Genomic DNA, 15,965 nt, shown 5'->3' on the forward strand with positions numbered 1-15,965 from the left:
GTTGGAGCCCGCGCGGAACGCCGTACGACTGTGAGGTGAACGCAGGGCGACGGGCGCTCGTCGAGCCGACTTCCGCCTTGACGGCCTGGGTGCCCCTGCCGAGGCCCCGGGCGCACGCCCTACGGTGCCCCGTCCTCAGACGCGGGCTGTGTCGAGGCCAGCGCCGTCGCCGGGTCCTGGGCCGGGCCTCCGGCGGGTACCCAGCGGCCGAGTTCCTCGCGGTACGGCCACCAGCGGCCGTCGCGGCCCAGGCGCAGTTGGCTCGGCGCACCGACGACCGTCCAACGGTTGCCCTGTGCCCGCAGCGACGGGCGCTCGTCCTCGTCCCAGGCGGACTCCAGGGCGGCACGCGCGCGTGCGAGAGTCTCGCCCTCGACGGTCCACTCCTCGTCGAGCACGGACAGCGCGGCGACGCCTCCCAGACGCCAGGCGCGAACCCCCAGCGCCAGCCCCTCCCGGCCGCGCCCGGACCCGTCGGCCAGCCGCTCCGCGACGTCCTCGGCGGGGGATCCGGCGGCGAAACGCACCGCGTCCTCGGCGAGCGTCAACGCCGCTTCCGTCGCCTGCTGTTCCGGACTCGTACGGAGAGCGTCCGCCAGCAGGCGGTGCGCTTCCGCGGCCGTCCGGGCGGCCAGGAACTCCAGGGCGGCCGGGTCGACGCCGAGAGCGGGGGGCGTCTCGGTGTCCAGGGACGGCGGTGCTTCCGGCTCGGTGGGCAGCTCGGGAACGGCGGGCAGTGGCGGCAGGATGTCGCCGGTCGCATACGCCTCCGCGGCGTCGACGCCTTCCGGTTCGGCCGACGTGGACGCTTCGGGCGGAGTGCCGGCGGGCGCGGAGCTGCGGGCCTGGAGATCGTCCAGCAGGTCGCGTTCGCCACGTCCACGCATCAGGAACAGGACGAAGGGGTCCTGGTCCAGCAGCCGTGCCACCTGATAGCAGAGTGCGGCCGTGTGCCCGCAGTGGTCCCAGGCGCCACAGTCGCATTCCGGTTCCAGGTCGCCCATGCCCGGCAGCAGTTCGATACCGGTGGCCGCCGCGTCCTCCACCAGGTGCGGCGGCATGTCGCGGTCCAGCAACGCCGCGACATGCCCCGCCCGTTCGACGGTCATGTCCAGGAAGCGATCCCACTGCTGCGCGGACAGCTCCTCCAGCAGCACATCGGCCCGATGCGCCGTACGGTCGCGGCTCTGTACGACGGCCGTGATACGCCCCGGACGCACCGACACCGCGCCGACCGCACCCGCGCGCGCGAGCCTGCGGCCGGCCTTGAGCTGCTGCAAGTCCAGCGCCGTCTCCTCCAGTGCCTTCAGCCAGGCCTGGCCCCACCACGTCTGCGCGAACCCCCGCCCGTGCGCAGGCGGCAGCGCGGCGAACGTTCGCTCCATGTCACCGTCGTGTCGAATCATCGTGCGCCCCCTCGCAGTTCCACCAGATCGGCCAGCTCGGCGTCCGTCAGCTCGGTCAGTGCCGCCTCGCCGGCGCCCAGCACCGCGTCGGCCAGCTCCCGCTTGCGGCTCAGCATGTCGGCGATGCGGTCCTCGATGGTCCCCTCGGCGATCAGCCGGTGCACCTGCACGGGCCGGGTCTGGCCGATGCGGTAGGCCCGGTCGGTGGCCTGCGCCTCGACGGCGGGATTCCACCAGCGGTCGAAGTGCACGACGTGCTCGGCGCGGGTGAGGTTCAGCCCGGTGCCCGCGGCCTTCAACGACAGCAGGAAAACGGGCACTTCGCCGTCCTGGAAGCGACGCACCAACGACTCGCGCTCGGCAACGGGCGTTCCGCCGTGCAGGAACTGCGAGGGTGTGCCACGGGCGGCCAGGTGCTGCTCGATGAGGCGTCCCATGCGCACGTACTGGGTGAAGACCAGCACGCCCGCCCCCTCGGCCAGGATGGTGTCGAGCAACTCGTCCAGCAACTCCAGCTTCCCCGACCGTCCGGTGATCCTCGGTTGCTCCTCCTTGAGGAACTGGGCAGGGTGGTTGCAGATCTGCTTCAGGCCGGTCAGGAGCTTCACGATCATGCCGCGTCGCGCCATGCTGTCGGCACCGGAGATGTCCGCGAGTGTCTCGCGGACCACGGCCTCGTACAGGCCCGCCTGTTCGGGGGTGAGGGACACGGCGTGATCGGTCTCCGTCTTCGGCGGCAGCTCCGGCGCGATGCCCGGATCCGACTTGCGTCGGCGCAGCAGGAACGGGCGCACCAGCCGGGCGAGACGCTCGGCGGCGGCCGGGTCCTGGCCGCCCTCCACGGCTTGCGCGTAGCGCGTGCGGAAGGTGCCCAGCCGGCCCAGGAGGCCGGGAGTCGTCCAGTCGAGGATCGCCCACAGTTCCGACAGGTTGTTCTCGACGGGCGTGCCGGTGAGCGCCACACGTGCGCGTGCGCCGATGGAACGCAGCTCCCGCGCGGTCGCCGAGTACGGGTTCTTCACATGCTGGGCCTCGTCGGCCACGACCATGCCCCACGGCACCGTGCCGAGCCGACCCGCGTCCATGCGCATCGTGCCGTACGTCGTGAGCACGAACTCCCCGTCCGCGACGGCGTCCAGGTCGCGCCGCGAGCCGTGAAAGCGACGTACGCGCGTGCCGGGCGCGAACTTCTCGATCTCGCGCTGCCAGTTGCCCATCAGGGAGGTCGGACACACGACCAGCGTCGGACCGGCGGACTCGGCGTCGGACTGCCGGTGCAGATGCAGCGCGATCAGTGTGATCGTCTTGCCGAGGCCCATGTCGTCGGCCAGACAGCCGCCCAGACCCAGGGACGTCATCCGGGCCAGCCAACTCAGGCCCCGCCGCTGGTAGTCCCGCAGTGTGGCCGCGAGGGCGGCGGGCTGGCCGACCGGCTCCTGCCCCTCGGGATCCGCCAGCCGTTCCCGCAGCGTCGCGAGCCACCCGGTGGCCCGGACCTCGACCTGGCGGCCGTCGACCTCCGTGGAGCCCGTCAGCGCGGCGCCGAGCGCGTCGATGGGGGTGACCTTGTGGTCCTGCTGCGCGCGGGCGCGTCGCACCTCCTGCGGATCGACGAGCACCCACTGATCGCGCAGCCGCACCACGGGGCGGTTCGACTCGGCGAGAGCGTTCAGCTCCTCGCGCGTCAGCCGCTGGTCGCCCAGTGCGAACCACCAGTTGAAGGCGAGCAGCGCGTCGGCCGACAGGAACGACGGGGTGTCCGAGCAGAGCCTGCCCGGTACGGACTCGTCATCCGGCGGACCGATCACCGCGCGGGCGGTCAGATTGCGGGCCAGCTCCTTGGGCCAGTGCACGTCGACGCCGGCACCGGCCAGGGCCTTGGCGCCCTGCCCCAGAAGGTCGGTCACCTCCTCGTCGGCCAGGTCCACGGCGTCCGGAACGGCCGCCGAGAGCAACGGCGTGAGCGGACTCCAGGCACGCGCGGCCCGACGCAGCGCCAGCAGGGCGTCCATCCGCGCCCGCGGGCCGAAGGCGGCGGACCCCGCCCGTACGTCACCCGCCCACACGTCACCGGCATCCGCGACCAGCGTCGGATCGCTCACGCTGTGCACCTGCAGTACCGCCCGGAACGACAGCGCCGCGTCCTCCTGCGTCGCCGCGGCGAGGCCGGGCGCCTCAAGCCGCAGAGACAGCCGTACGCCCGCGTCGTGGCCCGCGGCGACATCGGCGGCCCACGCGCGTTGTTCGGGGACGTGTCGCGGGTCCTGCGCCGCATAGGCGGGCCCGCCCGTCACGAGCGGCGCACCGGGGGAGCGGGGCAGCGCGTCGGCGACCGCGTCCAGGAAGGCCCGCAGCAGCCGCTCCGGGTCCGGCAACCGCAGTGATGCGGCGCCCTCCAGGGGTACGGCGTGCGCCTCGGGCGGCATCGCGGCGGCGAGGGCGCGGATGCGTTCGACGTCCTCGGGGCGCAGGGGACCGACGCGCCAGGCGTCGTGGTCGGTGGCAGAGAGGCCGGGCAGCAGCAGACCGCGTGCCACGAGTTGCAGTGCCAGTACCGAGGCGGCGCCCCAGAAAGCGGCCGCCCGGTGCGCCTGCGGGTCTGCACGCACGCGCGTGAGTACAGGCAGAGCGGCACACACCGGCAGCACGACGGCCGGAACGCTCAGCAGCTCGACACCGTCCTCGCCGGGCAGGGCGACGGTCAGATCCTCGACGGATCCGGACGCGACGAACGGGGCGGTTTCGCCATCGGCCCGCCAGAAGGCGACCCGGCCGGTGCGGGCCGGATCACCGGGTACGAAGACGGCACAGCAGGATGCCAGTTCGGAGATCTCGGACGGTGTTGCCCCGGAAAGCCTCGGCACAGCGCTACAGCACTCCTCAAATTTGACTACTGGCGTTTGGGTGGCCGAGGGTACAGCACTTCGATGGCGAACCTGGCATCATCGCGTCGTGACCTGGGTCACTCGTCGATGGGTGTGGGTATCCCTGGGTACGTGACCCGTAGGGGCCGCAGCTCAGGGTCGTCTCAGGGTCGCGGTTCGGAACCGCTGGAAGCGCGGACCCGTTCTCAGGTCAGACAGCGGCAGTGGCCGCGAAGGAGGCGACGCAGATGTCGAAGAACGCGAAGATCGCCGCGGGAGGTGTGGCGGCCGGTCTCATCCTGCTGATCTGGCTGCCCTGGTGGGCCGCGCTCCTGATAGTCCTGGGAGTCCCGGCCGCCGCGTACCTCACGCTCGACCCGTCACAGCGGCGCAGGCTGCGCCGTGCCACGCGCAAGGAACTCGGCCGCTGACCCTCACCCGGCTGCCGGTGCGACCGGGCTGGACAGTGCGCAGGAGTTGAGCACATCGCCGTTCGCGGGCCTGTCGACGGTGCGGTCCGCGGGCGGTCGGGTGCCTCGCTCCACCCATGACACCAGTGCGTCGAACGCCGACCGGTAACAGGGCAGGATCGGCCGGAGCCGGTCCGGATACGTGTCGTACAGCCCGTCCACGTGCGTGCCGCCCGTGATCGTGAAATAGCGGTGCAGACGGCCCCGTCCGCTCGCGTCGACCATGCGTGCGTACACATCCGAATCGGCGGCCTTCGGCAGCAGCGCGTCCAGATCACCGTGCAGGGTGATCAGCGGTCTGCCGATGCGCCCGGTCAGCGCGACGCGGGCCACCGCGTGGCGCACGGCCGCCGGACGTGACGCGTAGTCGTACGCGGCATCGGACGGGCATGGCGCCAGGATCCGCTCCGGCGTGCTCCCGGCGGACGGGCCGGGGCAGCGGGCGTCGTACGCCGGGTCGAACTCGGCGCGGTAGATCTTCTGGGTGACTCCCCAGTAGGCCTGCTCGTGGTACGGCCACAGAAACTCGGAGCCACGGGCGAAACCAGCCGCGTACAGGTCCTCGTCCCGCCCGCCGCCGAGCATGTGCGCCACTGCCGTGGGCAAGGAGGTGAGCAGATTGGGGCCGTCCGCGGTCCACAGGGCGCCCTCCCAGTCCACGCCGCCGTCGTACAACTCGGGATGGTTCTCCAGCTGCCAGCGGGTGAGATATCCGCCGTTGGAGATGCCCGTCATGTAGGTACGGCGGGGAGCGTGCCCGTACCGCTGGGCCACCGCTTTGCGGGCGGCCCGGGTGAGTTCGGTGGTCCGTGTGTTCCACTCGGCGACGGCGTCACCGGGCCGTGTGCCGTCGCGGTAGAAGTCGGCGCCGTTGTTGCCCTTGTCGGTCGCGGCGTAGGCGTAACCCAGGGCGAGCACCTGGTCGGAGATCGCCGTGTCCGTCGCGTACTGTCTGCGGGTGCCAGGGGCTCCGGTGACGACCAGTCCGCCGTTCCAGCGGTCCGGCAGCCGGATCACGAACTGTGCGTCGTGGTGCAGGCCGTGCGTGGCGTTGAAGCGGGAGGAGTCCGGGAAATAGCCGTCGATCTGCATCCCGGGAACCCCGGCCGGCGTCCGGGTGCCCCGTGCCGTCAGCCCGGCCTGGTCGGCCATGTCGGTGTAGGGCGTGCCGGCGAGTCCCGTCGTGGTCAGATCCGCGAGACAGGCGCTCTGCTGGGAGGCCGCGCCAGGTACCCGGACGCGTTCCAGGCGTGGGCAGTGCCGCTCACCAACTGCCTTGGCCACTACGGGAGTCGGCCAGCTCAGCACGCCGGCCACCAGCGCGGCGGTGACGAACGGGACACCTCGGGACAGACGCATGACGGCCTCCTGGAGGCGGGAGACGGAGCACGACGGGAGAGGACGGAGCCGTGAAGGCTGCCTCATGGTGCGGGCCTGACTCCGGGCCTTCCATGGGTTGGGGCCACATCGAACGCCTTCGCGACATGGGGTCCCAAGACAGCGGCACAGCTCCGCCCACGCCGACTACGCACGAAGGGTGCGAGTCCCCCGACTCTTCCATCCGCAGGGGAGTGCCGACCTGTCCCACGTACCCGCAGCCATGTCGACATCCGTCGCCCGGCGTGCGGCTCAGATCGGCCGTACGGCCATCTTGTCGAGCGCTTCCAGCAGCCCGGGCAGCTCCGGGCCACGACCCACCGGCAGGACCTCGCCGGGTTCGTCGTCGAGGAGCACGAAGGCGATGTCGTCGGTCCTGGCGACGAGCGACCAGCCGGGGCCGTCCGCGCGCAGGGTCCGCGCGTCGCCGGGCGCGAACGAAGACCGGACGCGGCCGAGGGGCGGCGGGGACTCCACGTACCCGCGCGCCTCGGCGAGGACTCGCCGGACGCCGCTGTGGCCACCCGGGTTCCCGGCCGTCTCGGCGTCCTCGCCCTTGCCGTCGCCTCCGTCACCGCTTCCGCCGTCGCCCTCATCAGCGCCCTCGGCGGCGTCCGACCCGCCGCCCGGCGTCGCGAACTCGGCGTCGTCGATCTGCTCCCGCCACGTCGCCCACTGCAGGGCGATCTCGTCGGCGCCCAGGCGCCGCTGAGCCGGGCCCCACACGCTGGTGTCGGGCGGCGTCAGCGGGGGACCGTCGGCGATCTCCGGGTCGGGATCGTGCGGTGCCGGGACGTTGGGGGCGGCGACGGCGACCGCGAGGGGCCAGCCGGGCAGCGCGGCCACGACCGTGCGTTCGTCGGGTGACAGGTCGTACTCCATACCGCAGTCCCAGGACGCGATGGCGACCGCGACCAGGGAGACGTCGTCGATGACGACCGTCCACCGGGCGCCGTCGCCGTCCTGGCCGAGCACCAGGCCGTATCCGTCCGCCAGCGGCGCGAGGTCGAGCGCCGCGCAGGCCTCCGGATAGTCGTCGCCCAGCACGCTCGGGAACTTCGCCGGCGTCAGCAACACCGCCGTGAGCACATAGAGCGCATCGTCCGCGGCGGCGACGGCCTCCTCGTCCGTCCCGGCCATCCCAGCCTCCCCATCGGTTCGTCCATCGGCGCGCACCCTAGTGCGACCGGAAGCAGCTTGTCACGACTCTCAGACATACCCGGAGCTGCAGTTTTCCGACTGGACGGGGCGAATCGACCGCGATTGTCCGCAGTGTCAGGCCGCCGGGATGCCCAGGAGGTCCCGCGCGACGGTCTGCGGCGACTCGTCGCGCTCCCGGGCGAGCGCGATGACGGCCCGGCACGCCAGCTCGCTCACCCCGAACGAGAGAGCCTCCGGAGACACCCAGCCGGCGGCCTCGTCCACCTGCTCCTGGTCGTCCTCCGCGCGGGCCGACACATACACGGCGGCCGCCTCGAACAGATTGTGCGTGCGCGTGTCCTTGTGGGTGTCCGCCTCCACACGCAAGGAACGGAGAACTCTCGCACACGACTTGCGCACCCTGGCCCACATACTGAGCACCTTCCCCCTGTCCGGCCTGTCTGACTGATCATCCATCTTCCCTCATTCAACGTAGAGTTGGAGCCTCGGCTGCAGAAGGGGGTCGGCTCGGTGAAGCGCTTCGAGCGGCTGGAACAGATCAGGCGGATGGACCCGTTCGGCGAGGCCTCGGAGATCTACCGGCTCACCGCGGCGTACGAGTTCCCCTGGGACTTCACCAGAGCACTGGAGCTGGCGCTCTACCGCACGTACGCCGTGCCCAGCATCGGCCGGCTCCTCGCCGAGACAGCCGAGCTCACGGACCGCTCGCAGAAGCGCTACGACGACACCTCGCTGCTCCTCGACGCCGTCGTCGAGCACGGTTTCGGCAGTGAACAGGGCCGCACGGCGATCCGCCGGATCAACCAGATGCACCGCAGCTACGACATCAGCAACGACGACATGCGCTACGTGCTGTGCACGTTCGTCGTCGTGCCCAGGCGATGGATCGACGCCTACGGCTGGCGCAGGCTCTCGCGTCACGAGATCGTGGCCTCCGCCGTCCACTACGGCACCCTGGGCCGGCACCTGGGCATCGAGGGCGTACCCGAGTCCTACGAGGAGTTCGAGGCCTGCCTCGATGCCTACGAGGAGGCCCACTTCGCCTGGGACGAGGGCGCCCGGCGGGTCTCGGACGCGACCATCGATCTGATGGCCTCCTGGTATCCGCGCCCGCTCGCGCCCCTTCTGCGCACCTCGACACTCGCCCTGCTCGACGAGTCGCTGCTGGAGGCCTTCCGCTACCCGGCGCCGAGCGCCACCACCCGCGCTCTCGTACGGCGCGCGGTACGCGCGCGTGGGCGTGTGGTCCGTCTGCTGCCGCCGCGCCGGGAACCGCACTACGCACGCCAGAACTGGGAGATCAAGGGATACCCCGACGGCTACCGGCTCGAAGAGCTCGGCACCAACCCGGTCCCCGGCGTCAGCGGCTGCCCCGTCCGGCACATCGACCGGTCAGTCGCCGAGTGAGGCGATAGTCTCGCGCAGCCAGGTGAGTTCGGTACGGGACGTGGCACGCGCGATGGTCAGGATGCCGCGCCGGAAGGGATCGTCCAGCTCCTCCGCGCTGAGCGGCCGGTCACCGTCGTAGAAGAAGCTCGCGGGCTCTTCGAGGAAGGCCAGACGACGCCGCAGTACGGCGGACTGGGCTGCCGCGTCGTCCAGGTGCCGCAGGAAGGCGAGCACCGTGAACCAGCGGTTCTCGTCGCTGATGTCGCGCGGGTCGGGCTCGGTCAGTCGGCGGTGCAGCTCCTGTCGTCCCGCTTCGGTCAGCGTCAGGACGTGACGCGGAGCGGCCACTGATCCGGGCTCCGTCGCGCGGGCCAGCAGGCCCGCCTTCTCCAGCCGCTTGATCGCGGGGTACAGCGTGCTCTCGGCGACCGGTTTCACGTGCCCCGTGAGCGCCGCGATGCGTTTGCGCAGCTCATAGCCGTGAAGCGGGGTGTCGTAGAGGAATCCGAGGATGGCGAGCTCCAGCATGCCCTCATTGTCACTCACTTCCGCTGTACATCTGGGCTGGTGTACGCCTGAGATGTTGTACATCGCTCTGGCTATACATCGGTATCGAGGTATATCGTCTTGCGTGCCGACTGAGACTCCAAGGGGGACTTGATGAGACAGACCGAGTTCGACGGCAAGGGCAACTGCATTCGCTGGACGGAGACGCCGGGGGAGGGGCCTGCGCGCGTGTACGTGCACGGACTGGGGTCGGTCTCCGCCGTGTACCACGCGCACATCGCGGCCCGGACCGAACTCGCGGGCCGCCGGAGCCTGTTCGTCGATCTGCCGGGCCACGGCATCAGTGACCGGCCCGAGGACTTCGCTTACCGGCTGGAGGACCACGCCGACGCCCTGGCGGCGGCGCTGGACGCGGCCGGGCTGACCGGCGCCGAGCTGATCGCGCACAGCATGGGTGGTTCCGTCGCCATCGTGCTGGCCCGTCGTCGTCCCGACCTCGTCTCCCGTCTGGTGCTGACCGAGGCCAACCTCGACGCTTCGCCCCCTCCCGCTGCGGGGAGCGCCTCGATCACGGCCTACGAGGAGGACGAGTTCGTCGACGGCGCGCACGCGCGCGTGCTGGAAGGAGTCGGGTCGCTGTGGGCGGCGACCATGCGCCTGGCCGACCCGCGCGCCCTGCACCGCAGCGCCACATGGCTGCGGCGCGGTTCCGAGCCGATCATGCGGGACATCCTCGAAGAGCTGTCGATCGACCGGGTGTACCTGCAGGGCGAACTCAGCGGTGAACTCCCCGGCAGGGAAGCCCTGGAGACCGCCGGAGTGCGTGTCGTGACCGTGCCCGGCGCCGGCCACAACGTCATGTTCGACAACCCCGACGCCTTCGTGGCGGCGGTCGCCGGACAGGGCTGAGGGGTCAGGACTCCCGTACGGCCAGGACCAGGAAGCGGTCCTCCTCGTCGACGTACGACGTCATGCGCCACCCGGCGCCGGCCAGCAGCGGCCGGAGGTTGGGCTCGGCCCGCAGATCGTCCGGGGTGATCTGCCTGCCCTGGCGTGCGGCGAGCGCCGCCCTGCCGATCGGGTGGAACAGCGCGAGCGTGCCCCCGCGGCGCACCACCCGTGCCAACTCCCGGAGGTTCTCTGCCGGATGAGGGAGGTGCGCGATGAGCCCGGCGGCGAACACGGCGTCGAGCGACTCCGACCGCACCGGCAGCGCGGCCACGTCGGCGAGCAGCAACTGCCCGTCCGCGGCCCGCCCGGCCCGTACGGCGGCCTCCAGCATCGCCGGGGTCAGATCGGCCCCGACGACCACTCCCGAGGGCCCCACGGCGGCACGCAGCGGCGGCAGGGCGCGTCCCGTGCCGCAGCCCGCGTCGAGCACGCCGTCGCCCTCGCGCAGCCTGAGCTCGGCGACCGCGGCCGCGTAGGCGGGACCGTCGTCGGGGAACCGGCTGTCCCAGTCGGCGGCGCGGGCGGTGAAGAACTCCTGCACATGTGTGTGGTCGTCGCTCATGCACCGCATGATCCCTCACCGACACGGAGGACACCGTTGTGCACACGTTCGAGCGTGGCGCGATCGTTCCGGCGCATCTCTGCGTCATATTCCAACAGCTTTCGAAATGCGCCCCCTTCGCGCGCCCCTGCCCCGGCTAGCGTCCCGGGGCCATGGGACACCTGGACCACGCCGCCCTCGGCTGGCTGACCCCCGTGCTGTCGTACATGATGGCGTGCATAGGCGCCGCGCTCGGCCTGCGCTGCACCGTCCGAGCGCTCGGAGCCACCGGCCGGTCGCGCCGCAACTGGCTCGTCACCGCGGCCTCGGCGATCGGCACCGGCATCTGGACCATGCACTTCGTGGCCATGCTGGGCTTCAGCGTCAGCGGCACCGACATCCGCTACGACGTGCCGCTCACCATCGTGAGCCTCCTCGTCGCCATGACCGTCGTCTGCGCCGGCGTCTTCGCCGTCGGTCACAGCCGTGACCGCACGCGCGCGCTCCTCCTCGGCGGGCTCACCACCGGGCTCGGCGTCGCGAGCATGCACTACCTGGGCATGGCCGCCGTACGACTCCACGGTGACGTCACCTACGACCCCGCCCTCGTCGCACTCTCCGTCCTGATCGCCGTCGTCGCGGCGACGGCAGCCCTATGGGCAGCGCTCAACATCAGGTCGCCGGTCGCCGTCACCATCGCCTCCCTGATCATGGGCGCGGCGGTCAGCAGCATGCACTACACGGGGATGTTCGCGGTCTCCGTGGACGTCGCGCCCTCCGGCGAGGCCCTGCCCGGGGCTACGGCGATGCAGTTCATCTTCCCCCTCGCCGTCGGCCTCGGGTCCTACCTCTTCCTGACCTCGGCCTTCGTCGCACTCTCGCCCACCACGGGGGAACGCGAGGCATCCGCGTCGGCCGAGCGGCCGGTCGAGGGCGCCGTCGGCTAGCGGCGGGAGCCGACCGGCGACGGCCACAGCGGGCACACCTCCGAGCCGACTCCGAGCACGAAGGCACGCCCCCCGAACCACTTCCGAGCGAGGAGGCCATGCGTACACCCCGTAGGACCACTGAGGCCGACGGCCGGACGCCGTCCCCGCCCCTCGTGCGCGGCCGCCGCGCCCACGCCGGACCGCCCGCCGACGAGAGCCCCGAAGGGCCCACGGACGCGACGCCGGACGACCCGCCCACGCGCGCGGAGCAATGGCGGATACGCCCGCGCACCGTTCGGGCCAAGATCGTCTGCCTGCTGATGGTGCCGGTGGTCTCGCTGCTGGCGCTGTGGGCCTACGCCACCGTCACCACCGCCCAGGACGTCTCCAGGCTGCGTCAGTTGCAGCGCGTCGACTCCGGGATCAGGACGCCCGTCGCGGCAGCCGTCGCCGCCCTCCAGGCCGAACGCTCGGCCGCGGTGCACTATGCGGGCGATCCGTCCGCCGAACAGGGCGGTGCCTACAAGAAGCTCGCGCGGGACACGGACAAGGCGGTGGCGCGGCTGCGGCTCGACGACCGCAACACGGTCGCCGCCGGCGAGGAGTTCCCCGCCGGCGTGGCCCGGCGCCTCGAAGCCTTCGTCACCGGCGCCGAGCGGCTGACCACCTTACGGAGCGCCGTACTCGACCGCCGCACGGGCTGGGACGAGACGTACGGGCAGTACACGAAGACCATCGCCGGCGCGTTCTCGGTGGGCGGCGCGCTCACCGGCATCCAGGACGCCGAACTCGGGTCCGCCGCGCGCGTGCTGCTCGAATTCGCCCGCGCGGGCGAGGCCCTGGCTCAGGAGGACGTCGTGCTCGACAGCGCACGCCTCGCCGGGCACCTCGATGGACAGCGGGCGCGGCTGTTCACCGGTGCCGTCGACACCCGCCGCGCCCTCACCGAGTCCGCCGTCGCCGACCTGCGGGGCCCGGAACGCGCGGCCTGGCAACGCCTCGCTGACGGCAGCGCTTACGGGACGGTGGCCGCCGTCGAGGACAAGGTCCTCGCCAACGCACCCGGAGTGCAGGCGATCGAGGCAGCGGCGGAAGCGACTTGGAGCAAGGCACACGCACGCGTGCAGGGCTCGATGCGGACGATCGAGCAGGACGCCGGGCGGGATGCGGCGGAGCGCGCCGACCCCTTCACCCGCGGTCTGCTCACCCCCGCCGGTGCCGCCGTTCTCTTCGGCCTCGCCGCCGTCGCCGCCTCACTTGTGATCTCCGTGCGCATCGGCCGCGGCCTCGTCGTCGAGCTGGTGAGCCTGCGCAACCGCGCGCTGGAGATCGCCCGGCGCAAACTTCCCGAAGCCATGCGGAGGCTGCGGGCCGGCGAGGAGATCGACGTCCGGGCCGAGGCGCCGCCCGGACCGCCCGCGGAGGACGAGACCGGTCAGGTCGGCGAGGCCCTGGGTACCGTCCACCGTGCAGCGCTCCGGGCCGCCGTGGAGCGCGCCGAGCTCGCCAGCGGCATCTCCGGGGTCTTCGTCAACCTCGCCCGCCGCAGCCAGGTCCTCGTGCACCGTCAACTGAGCCTGCTGGACAGCATGGAGCGGCGCTCCGACGACCCGAACGAACTGAGCGATCTCTTCCGGCTCGACCATCTCACCACCCGCATGCGACGCCACGCCGAGAGCCTGATCATCCTCTCGGGAGCGGCACCCGGGAGGGCCTGGCGCATGCCGGTGTCCCTGACCAACGTGGTCCGCGCGGCCGTCTCCGAAGTCGAGGACTACGCGCGCGTGGAGGTACGGCAGCTTCCCGAGGCGCAGGTCATCGGCGCGGCCGTCGCCGACCTCACCCACCTCCTGGCCGAGCTCGCGGAGAACGCCGCCCAGTTCTCACCGCCCCACACGCGCGTGCGCATCACCGGTGAGCCCGTCGGCAACGGGTACGCCGTCGAGGTCGAGGACCGCGGGCTGGGCATGGGCAAGGAGACTCTCGCCGAGGCCAACCGGCGCATCGAGCAGTCCGAGGCGCTCGACCTGTTCGACAGCGACCGGCTCGGCCTCTTCGTGGTGAGCAGGCTCGCCTCCCGGCACGGCATCAAGGTGCACCTGCGCACCTCGCCCTACGGCGGCACCACCGCGGTCGTCCTGCTGCCCACGGCCCTGCTGCACAACGCCACGGCGGAACGTTCCCCCGGCGGCAGGGCGGACACCGAGCTGCCCGCCGAACGCGAGTACGCGCGCGTGCCCGCCGCCGACCGGCACCAGAGTTCGGTCCACGCGGTGGCCGACCGGCACCAGGGTTCCGCCCGCCCGGTCGCCGACCGGCACCAGGAATCCGTGCCCGCGTCCGCCGACCGGCCCGCTCTGGTGGCTCCCGCACCACCCGAGGCCGAGCCCAAGTCCGACACCCCGCCTCCCGGAGTCACCACCTTGCGACTGCACCGCCCTGCGGCCGACCCCGAAGCCTCCGACGACCTCCCACGCCGCGTACGGCAGGCGAGCCTCGCCCCCCAACTGCGCGAGGGACGCGCCGAGGAACCGCCGGGAGCGCCCACGCACACCTCCCACGACGACCAGCGCACCCCCGAACTCGTCAGGGACCGAATGGCGGCCTACCGCGACGGCTGGGCGCGCGGCGGCGGCAGGCAGCCCGGCCGCCGGGCCACTCCCGATTCCCCGGCGCGCAGCGACAGCAGCGAAGGAGACCTCGCATGATCCAGGATCCGAGCATGAGGGCCGCCCAGCGGTCCGGCGAACTCGACTGGTTGCTGGACGACCTGGTGCTGCGGGTGCGTGAGGTGCGGCATGCCGTGGTGCTGTCCAACGACGGACTCGCCGTGGGCGCGTCGACCGACCTCCGGCGCGAGGACGCCGAGCACCTGGCCGCGGTCGCCTCAGGCTTCCACAGCCTGGCCAAGGGCGCGGGACGGCACTTCGGCGCCGGCGGCGTACGCCAGACCATGGTGGAGATGGACGACGCCTTCCTGTTCGTGGCGGCCGCGGGCGACGGCTCCTGCCTCGCCGTCCTCACCGCCGTGACCGCCGACATCGGGCTGGTGGCGTACGAGATGGCACGGCTGGTCAAGCGCGTCGGCGAGCACCTCCACACACCGACGCGCACAGCCGCGCGGCCGCCCGCCGCGGGATGAGCGGAAGGGCGTCCGCGCACATGACCGAGGACACGACGGACACCCCGCGCGAGCAGGGCAGTCAGTGGTACGACAGCGAGGCCGGGCCCCTCGTGCGCCCCTACGCCATGACGGGCGGGCGCACCAGACCGGGCCCCACCGGGGTGCGGTTCGACCTGATCGCCCTCGTCACCCTGGACGGCGCCGCGCCCGGTGCCGGCGAGGACACCGCATTCGGCCCGGAACACCGGGCCCTCATCGAGCTGTGTCGCCCGGAGACACAGTCGGTCGCGGAGCTCGCCGCGGGCGCCGATCTGCCCGTGGGGGTCGTCAGGGTGCTGCTCGGTGACCTCCTGGAACTGGGCTGCGTCACCGTCAGCCGTCCGGTGCCGCCCGCACAGCTTCCGGACGAGAGGATCCTGCGCGAGGTGATCGAAGGGCTGCGGGCGCTGTAGATGACATGTCAGAACCAGCCGGTCCCGTACGACCCACTCGTGCATGCGTCCAGGCATCCAACAGGAACAAGACGGTCGGATCGGGTAAAAATCGGTCCAACTCCACAAAGTGCGGCGGCAGTTGTCATGATGCTGACTTCGCACAGCGACGCCGACCGACGCCGGCACTCCAGAGAGAAGTGATCGATGGTCTCCGAGCACTCCGACGCCTACGACGGTGATACGGCCGCCCTGGCGCTGAAGATTCTTGTGGCCGGCGGATTCGGCGTCGGCAAGACCACCCTGGTGGGCGCGGTCAGTGAGATCAGGCCGCTGCGCACCGAGGAACTGCTCAGCGAAGCAGGCCAGTCCGTGGACGACACCGACGGCGTGGACCAGAAGGTCACCACCACCGTGGCCATGGACTTCGGGCGCATCACCATCCGGTCCGGTCTGTCCCTCTACCTCTTCGGCACCCCCGGGCAGGACCGATTCTGGTTCCTGTGGGACGAGCTGTCGCAAGGCGCTCTGGGCGCGGTCGTCCTCGCCGACACACGGCGCCTGGAGGACTGCTTCCCCGCAGTGGACTACTTCGAGCACCGGCACATCCCGTTCGTCGTGGCCGTCAACTGCTTCGCCGGCGCCCGGACATACGGCACCCACGACGTCTCACGCGCCCTTGACCTGGACCGGGGAACACCCGTGGTGCTCTGCGACGCCCGGGATCGCGACTCGGGAAAGGAGGTGCTGATCCGGCTCGTCGAGTACGCCGGGCGGATGCACACCGCCCGGCTGCTCGACTCCGTGGGCTGACG

15 protein-coding genes are annotated in these 15,965 nt (G+C 71.7%); 8 read left to right on the plus strand and 7 right to left on the minus strand.

Going from position 1 to position 15,965, the window contains the following annotated elements; genetic code table 11:
* Positions 1-119: 119 nt before the first annotated feature.
* Complete coding sequence (locus tag POF73_RS17360; RefSeq protein WP_272116168.1) at positions 120-1,406, minus strand: SWF or SNF family helicase; 1,287 nt, start codon at positions 1,404-1,406, stop codon at positions 120-122.
* Positions 1,403-4,270, minus strand: a complete 2,868-nt coding sequence (locus tag POF73_RS17365) for a DEAD/DEAH box helicase (protein WP_272116170.1) — start codon at positions 4,268-4,270, stop codon at positions 1,403-1,405. Before POF73_RS17365 ends, POF73_RS17360 begins: the two co-directional genes overlap by 4 nt.
* Positions 4,271-4,518: 248 nt before the next feature.
* Here POF73_RS17365 and POF73_RS17370 point away from each other — a divergent pair, with 248 nt between their 5' ends.
* A complete protein-coding gene (locus POF73_RS17370; RefSeq protein ID WP_062704261.1) occupies positions 4,519-4,701 on the plus strand; it encodes a hypothetical protein in 183 nt (60 codons plus the stop codon).
* Positions 4,702-4,704: 3 nt separating this feature from the next.
* On the opposite strand, the gene POF73_RS17375 is transcribed toward POF73_RS17370, so the two are convergent.
* The 3 genes from POF73_RS17375 to POF73_RS17385 all read right to left on the minus strand — a co-directional run bounded on the left by POF73_RS17375 (position 4,705) and on the right by POF73_RS17385 (position 7,689).
* Complete coding sequence (locus POF73_RS17375) at positions 4,705-6,099, minus strand: tannase/feruloyl esterase family alpha/beta hydrolase (RefSeq protein WP_272116176.1); 1,395 nt, start codon at positions 6,097-6,099, stop codon at positions 4,705-4,707.
* Between the two features lie 270 nt (positions 6,100-6,369).
* Positions 6,370-7,257 (minus strand): hypothetical protein, encoded by an 888-nt coding sequence (locus tag POF73_RS17380; protein WP_272116178.1) that lies wholly within the window; start codon positions 7,255-7,257, stop codon positions 6,370-6,372.
* Positions 7,258-7,392: 135 nt separating this feature from the next.
* Positions 7,393-7,689 carry a hypothetical protein gene (locus POF73_RS17385; protein ID WP_272116180.1) on the minus strand — a complete coding sequence of 99 codons (297 nt, stop codon included), beginning with the start codon at positions 7,687-7,689 and terminating at the stop codon, positions 7,393-7,395.
* A 99-nt stretch (positions 7,690-7,788) separates the two neighbouring features.
* On the opposite strand from POF73_RS17385, the gene POF73_RS17390 reads away from it, so the two are divergent.
* A complete protein-coding gene (locus POF73_RS17390; RefSeq protein WP_272116183.1) occupies positions 7,789-8,685 on the plus strand; it encodes an oxygenase MpaB family protein in 897 nt (298 codons plus the stop codon).
* On the opposite strand, the gene POF73_RS17395 is transcribed toward POF73_RS17390, so the two are convergent.
* Positions 8,671-9,195 (minus strand): PadR family transcriptional regulator, encoded by a 525-nt coding sequence (locus tag POF73_RS17395; protein WP_272116185.1) that lies wholly within the window; start codon positions 9,193-9,195, stop codon positions 8,671-8,673. The two genes, POF73_RS17390 and POF73_RS17395, sit on opposite strands and share 15 nt — an antisense overlap.
* Positions 9,196-9,327: 132 nt before the next feature.
* On the opposite strand from POF73_RS17395, the gene POF73_RS17400 reads away from it, so the two are divergent.
* Positions 9,328-10,083 carry an alpha/beta fold hydrolase gene (locus POF73_RS17400; RefSeq protein WP_272116187.1) on the plus strand — a complete coding sequence of 252 codons (756 nt, stop codon included), beginning with the start codon at positions 9,328-9,330 and terminating at the stop codon, positions 10,081-10,083.
* A 4-nt stretch (positions 10,084-10,087) separates the two neighbouring features.
* Here POF73_RS17400 and POF73_RS17405 read toward each other — a convergent pair whose 3' ends face one another.
* Positions 10,088-10,696 carry a class I SAM-dependent methyltransferase gene (locus tag POF73_RS17405; RefSeq protein ID WP_272116189.1) on the minus strand — a complete coding sequence of 203 codons (609 nt, stop codon included), beginning with the start codon at positions 10,694-10,696 and terminating at the stop codon, positions 10,088-10,090.
* Positions 10,697-10,839: 143 nt separating this feature from the next.
* Here POF73_RS17405 and POF73_RS17410 point away from each other — a divergent pair, with 143 nt between their 5' ends.
* The 5 genes from POF73_RS17410 to POF73_RS17430 all read left to right on the plus strand — a co-directional run bounded on the left by POF73_RS17410 (position 10,840) and on the right by POF73_RS17430 (position 15,963).
* Entirely contained in the window at positions 10,840-11,613 is a 774-nt protein-coding gene (locus POF73_RS17410; RefSeq protein WP_272116192.1) for an MHYT domain-containing protein, read from the plus strand.
* A gap of 98 nt (positions 11,614-11,711) precedes the next feature.
* Entirely contained in the window at positions 11,712-14,303 is a 2,592-nt protein-coding gene (locus POF73_RS17415) for a sensor histidine kinase (protein WP_272116194.1), read from the plus strand.
* Positions 14,300-14,737, plus strand: coding sequence for a roadblock/LC7 domain-containing protein (locus POF73_RS17420; RefSeq protein ID WP_272116196.1), 438 nt, complete (start codon positions 14,300-14,302; stop codon positions 14,735-14,737). Before POF73_RS17415 ends, POF73_RS17420 begins: the two co-directional genes overlap by 4 nt.
* Positions 14,738-14,757: 20 nt before the next feature.
* Positions 14,758-15,171 (plus strand): DUF742 domain-containing protein, encoded by a 414-nt coding sequence (locus POF73_RS17425; RefSeq protein ID WP_272116198.1) that lies wholly within the window; start codon positions 14,758-14,760, stop codon positions 15,169-15,171.
* Between the two features lie 186 nt (positions 15,172-15,357).
* A complete protein-coding gene (locus POF73_RS17430) occupies positions 15,358-15,963 on the plus strand; it encodes a GTP-binding protein (protein WP_272116200.1) in 606 nt (201 codons plus the stop codon).
* Positions 15,964-15,965 lie beyond the last annotated feature (2 nt).

This window comes from Streptomyces sp. HD (assembly GCF_028369295.1).
Classification (GTDB): Bacteria; Actinomycetota; Actinomycetes; order Streptomycetales; family Streptomycetaceae; genus Streptomyces.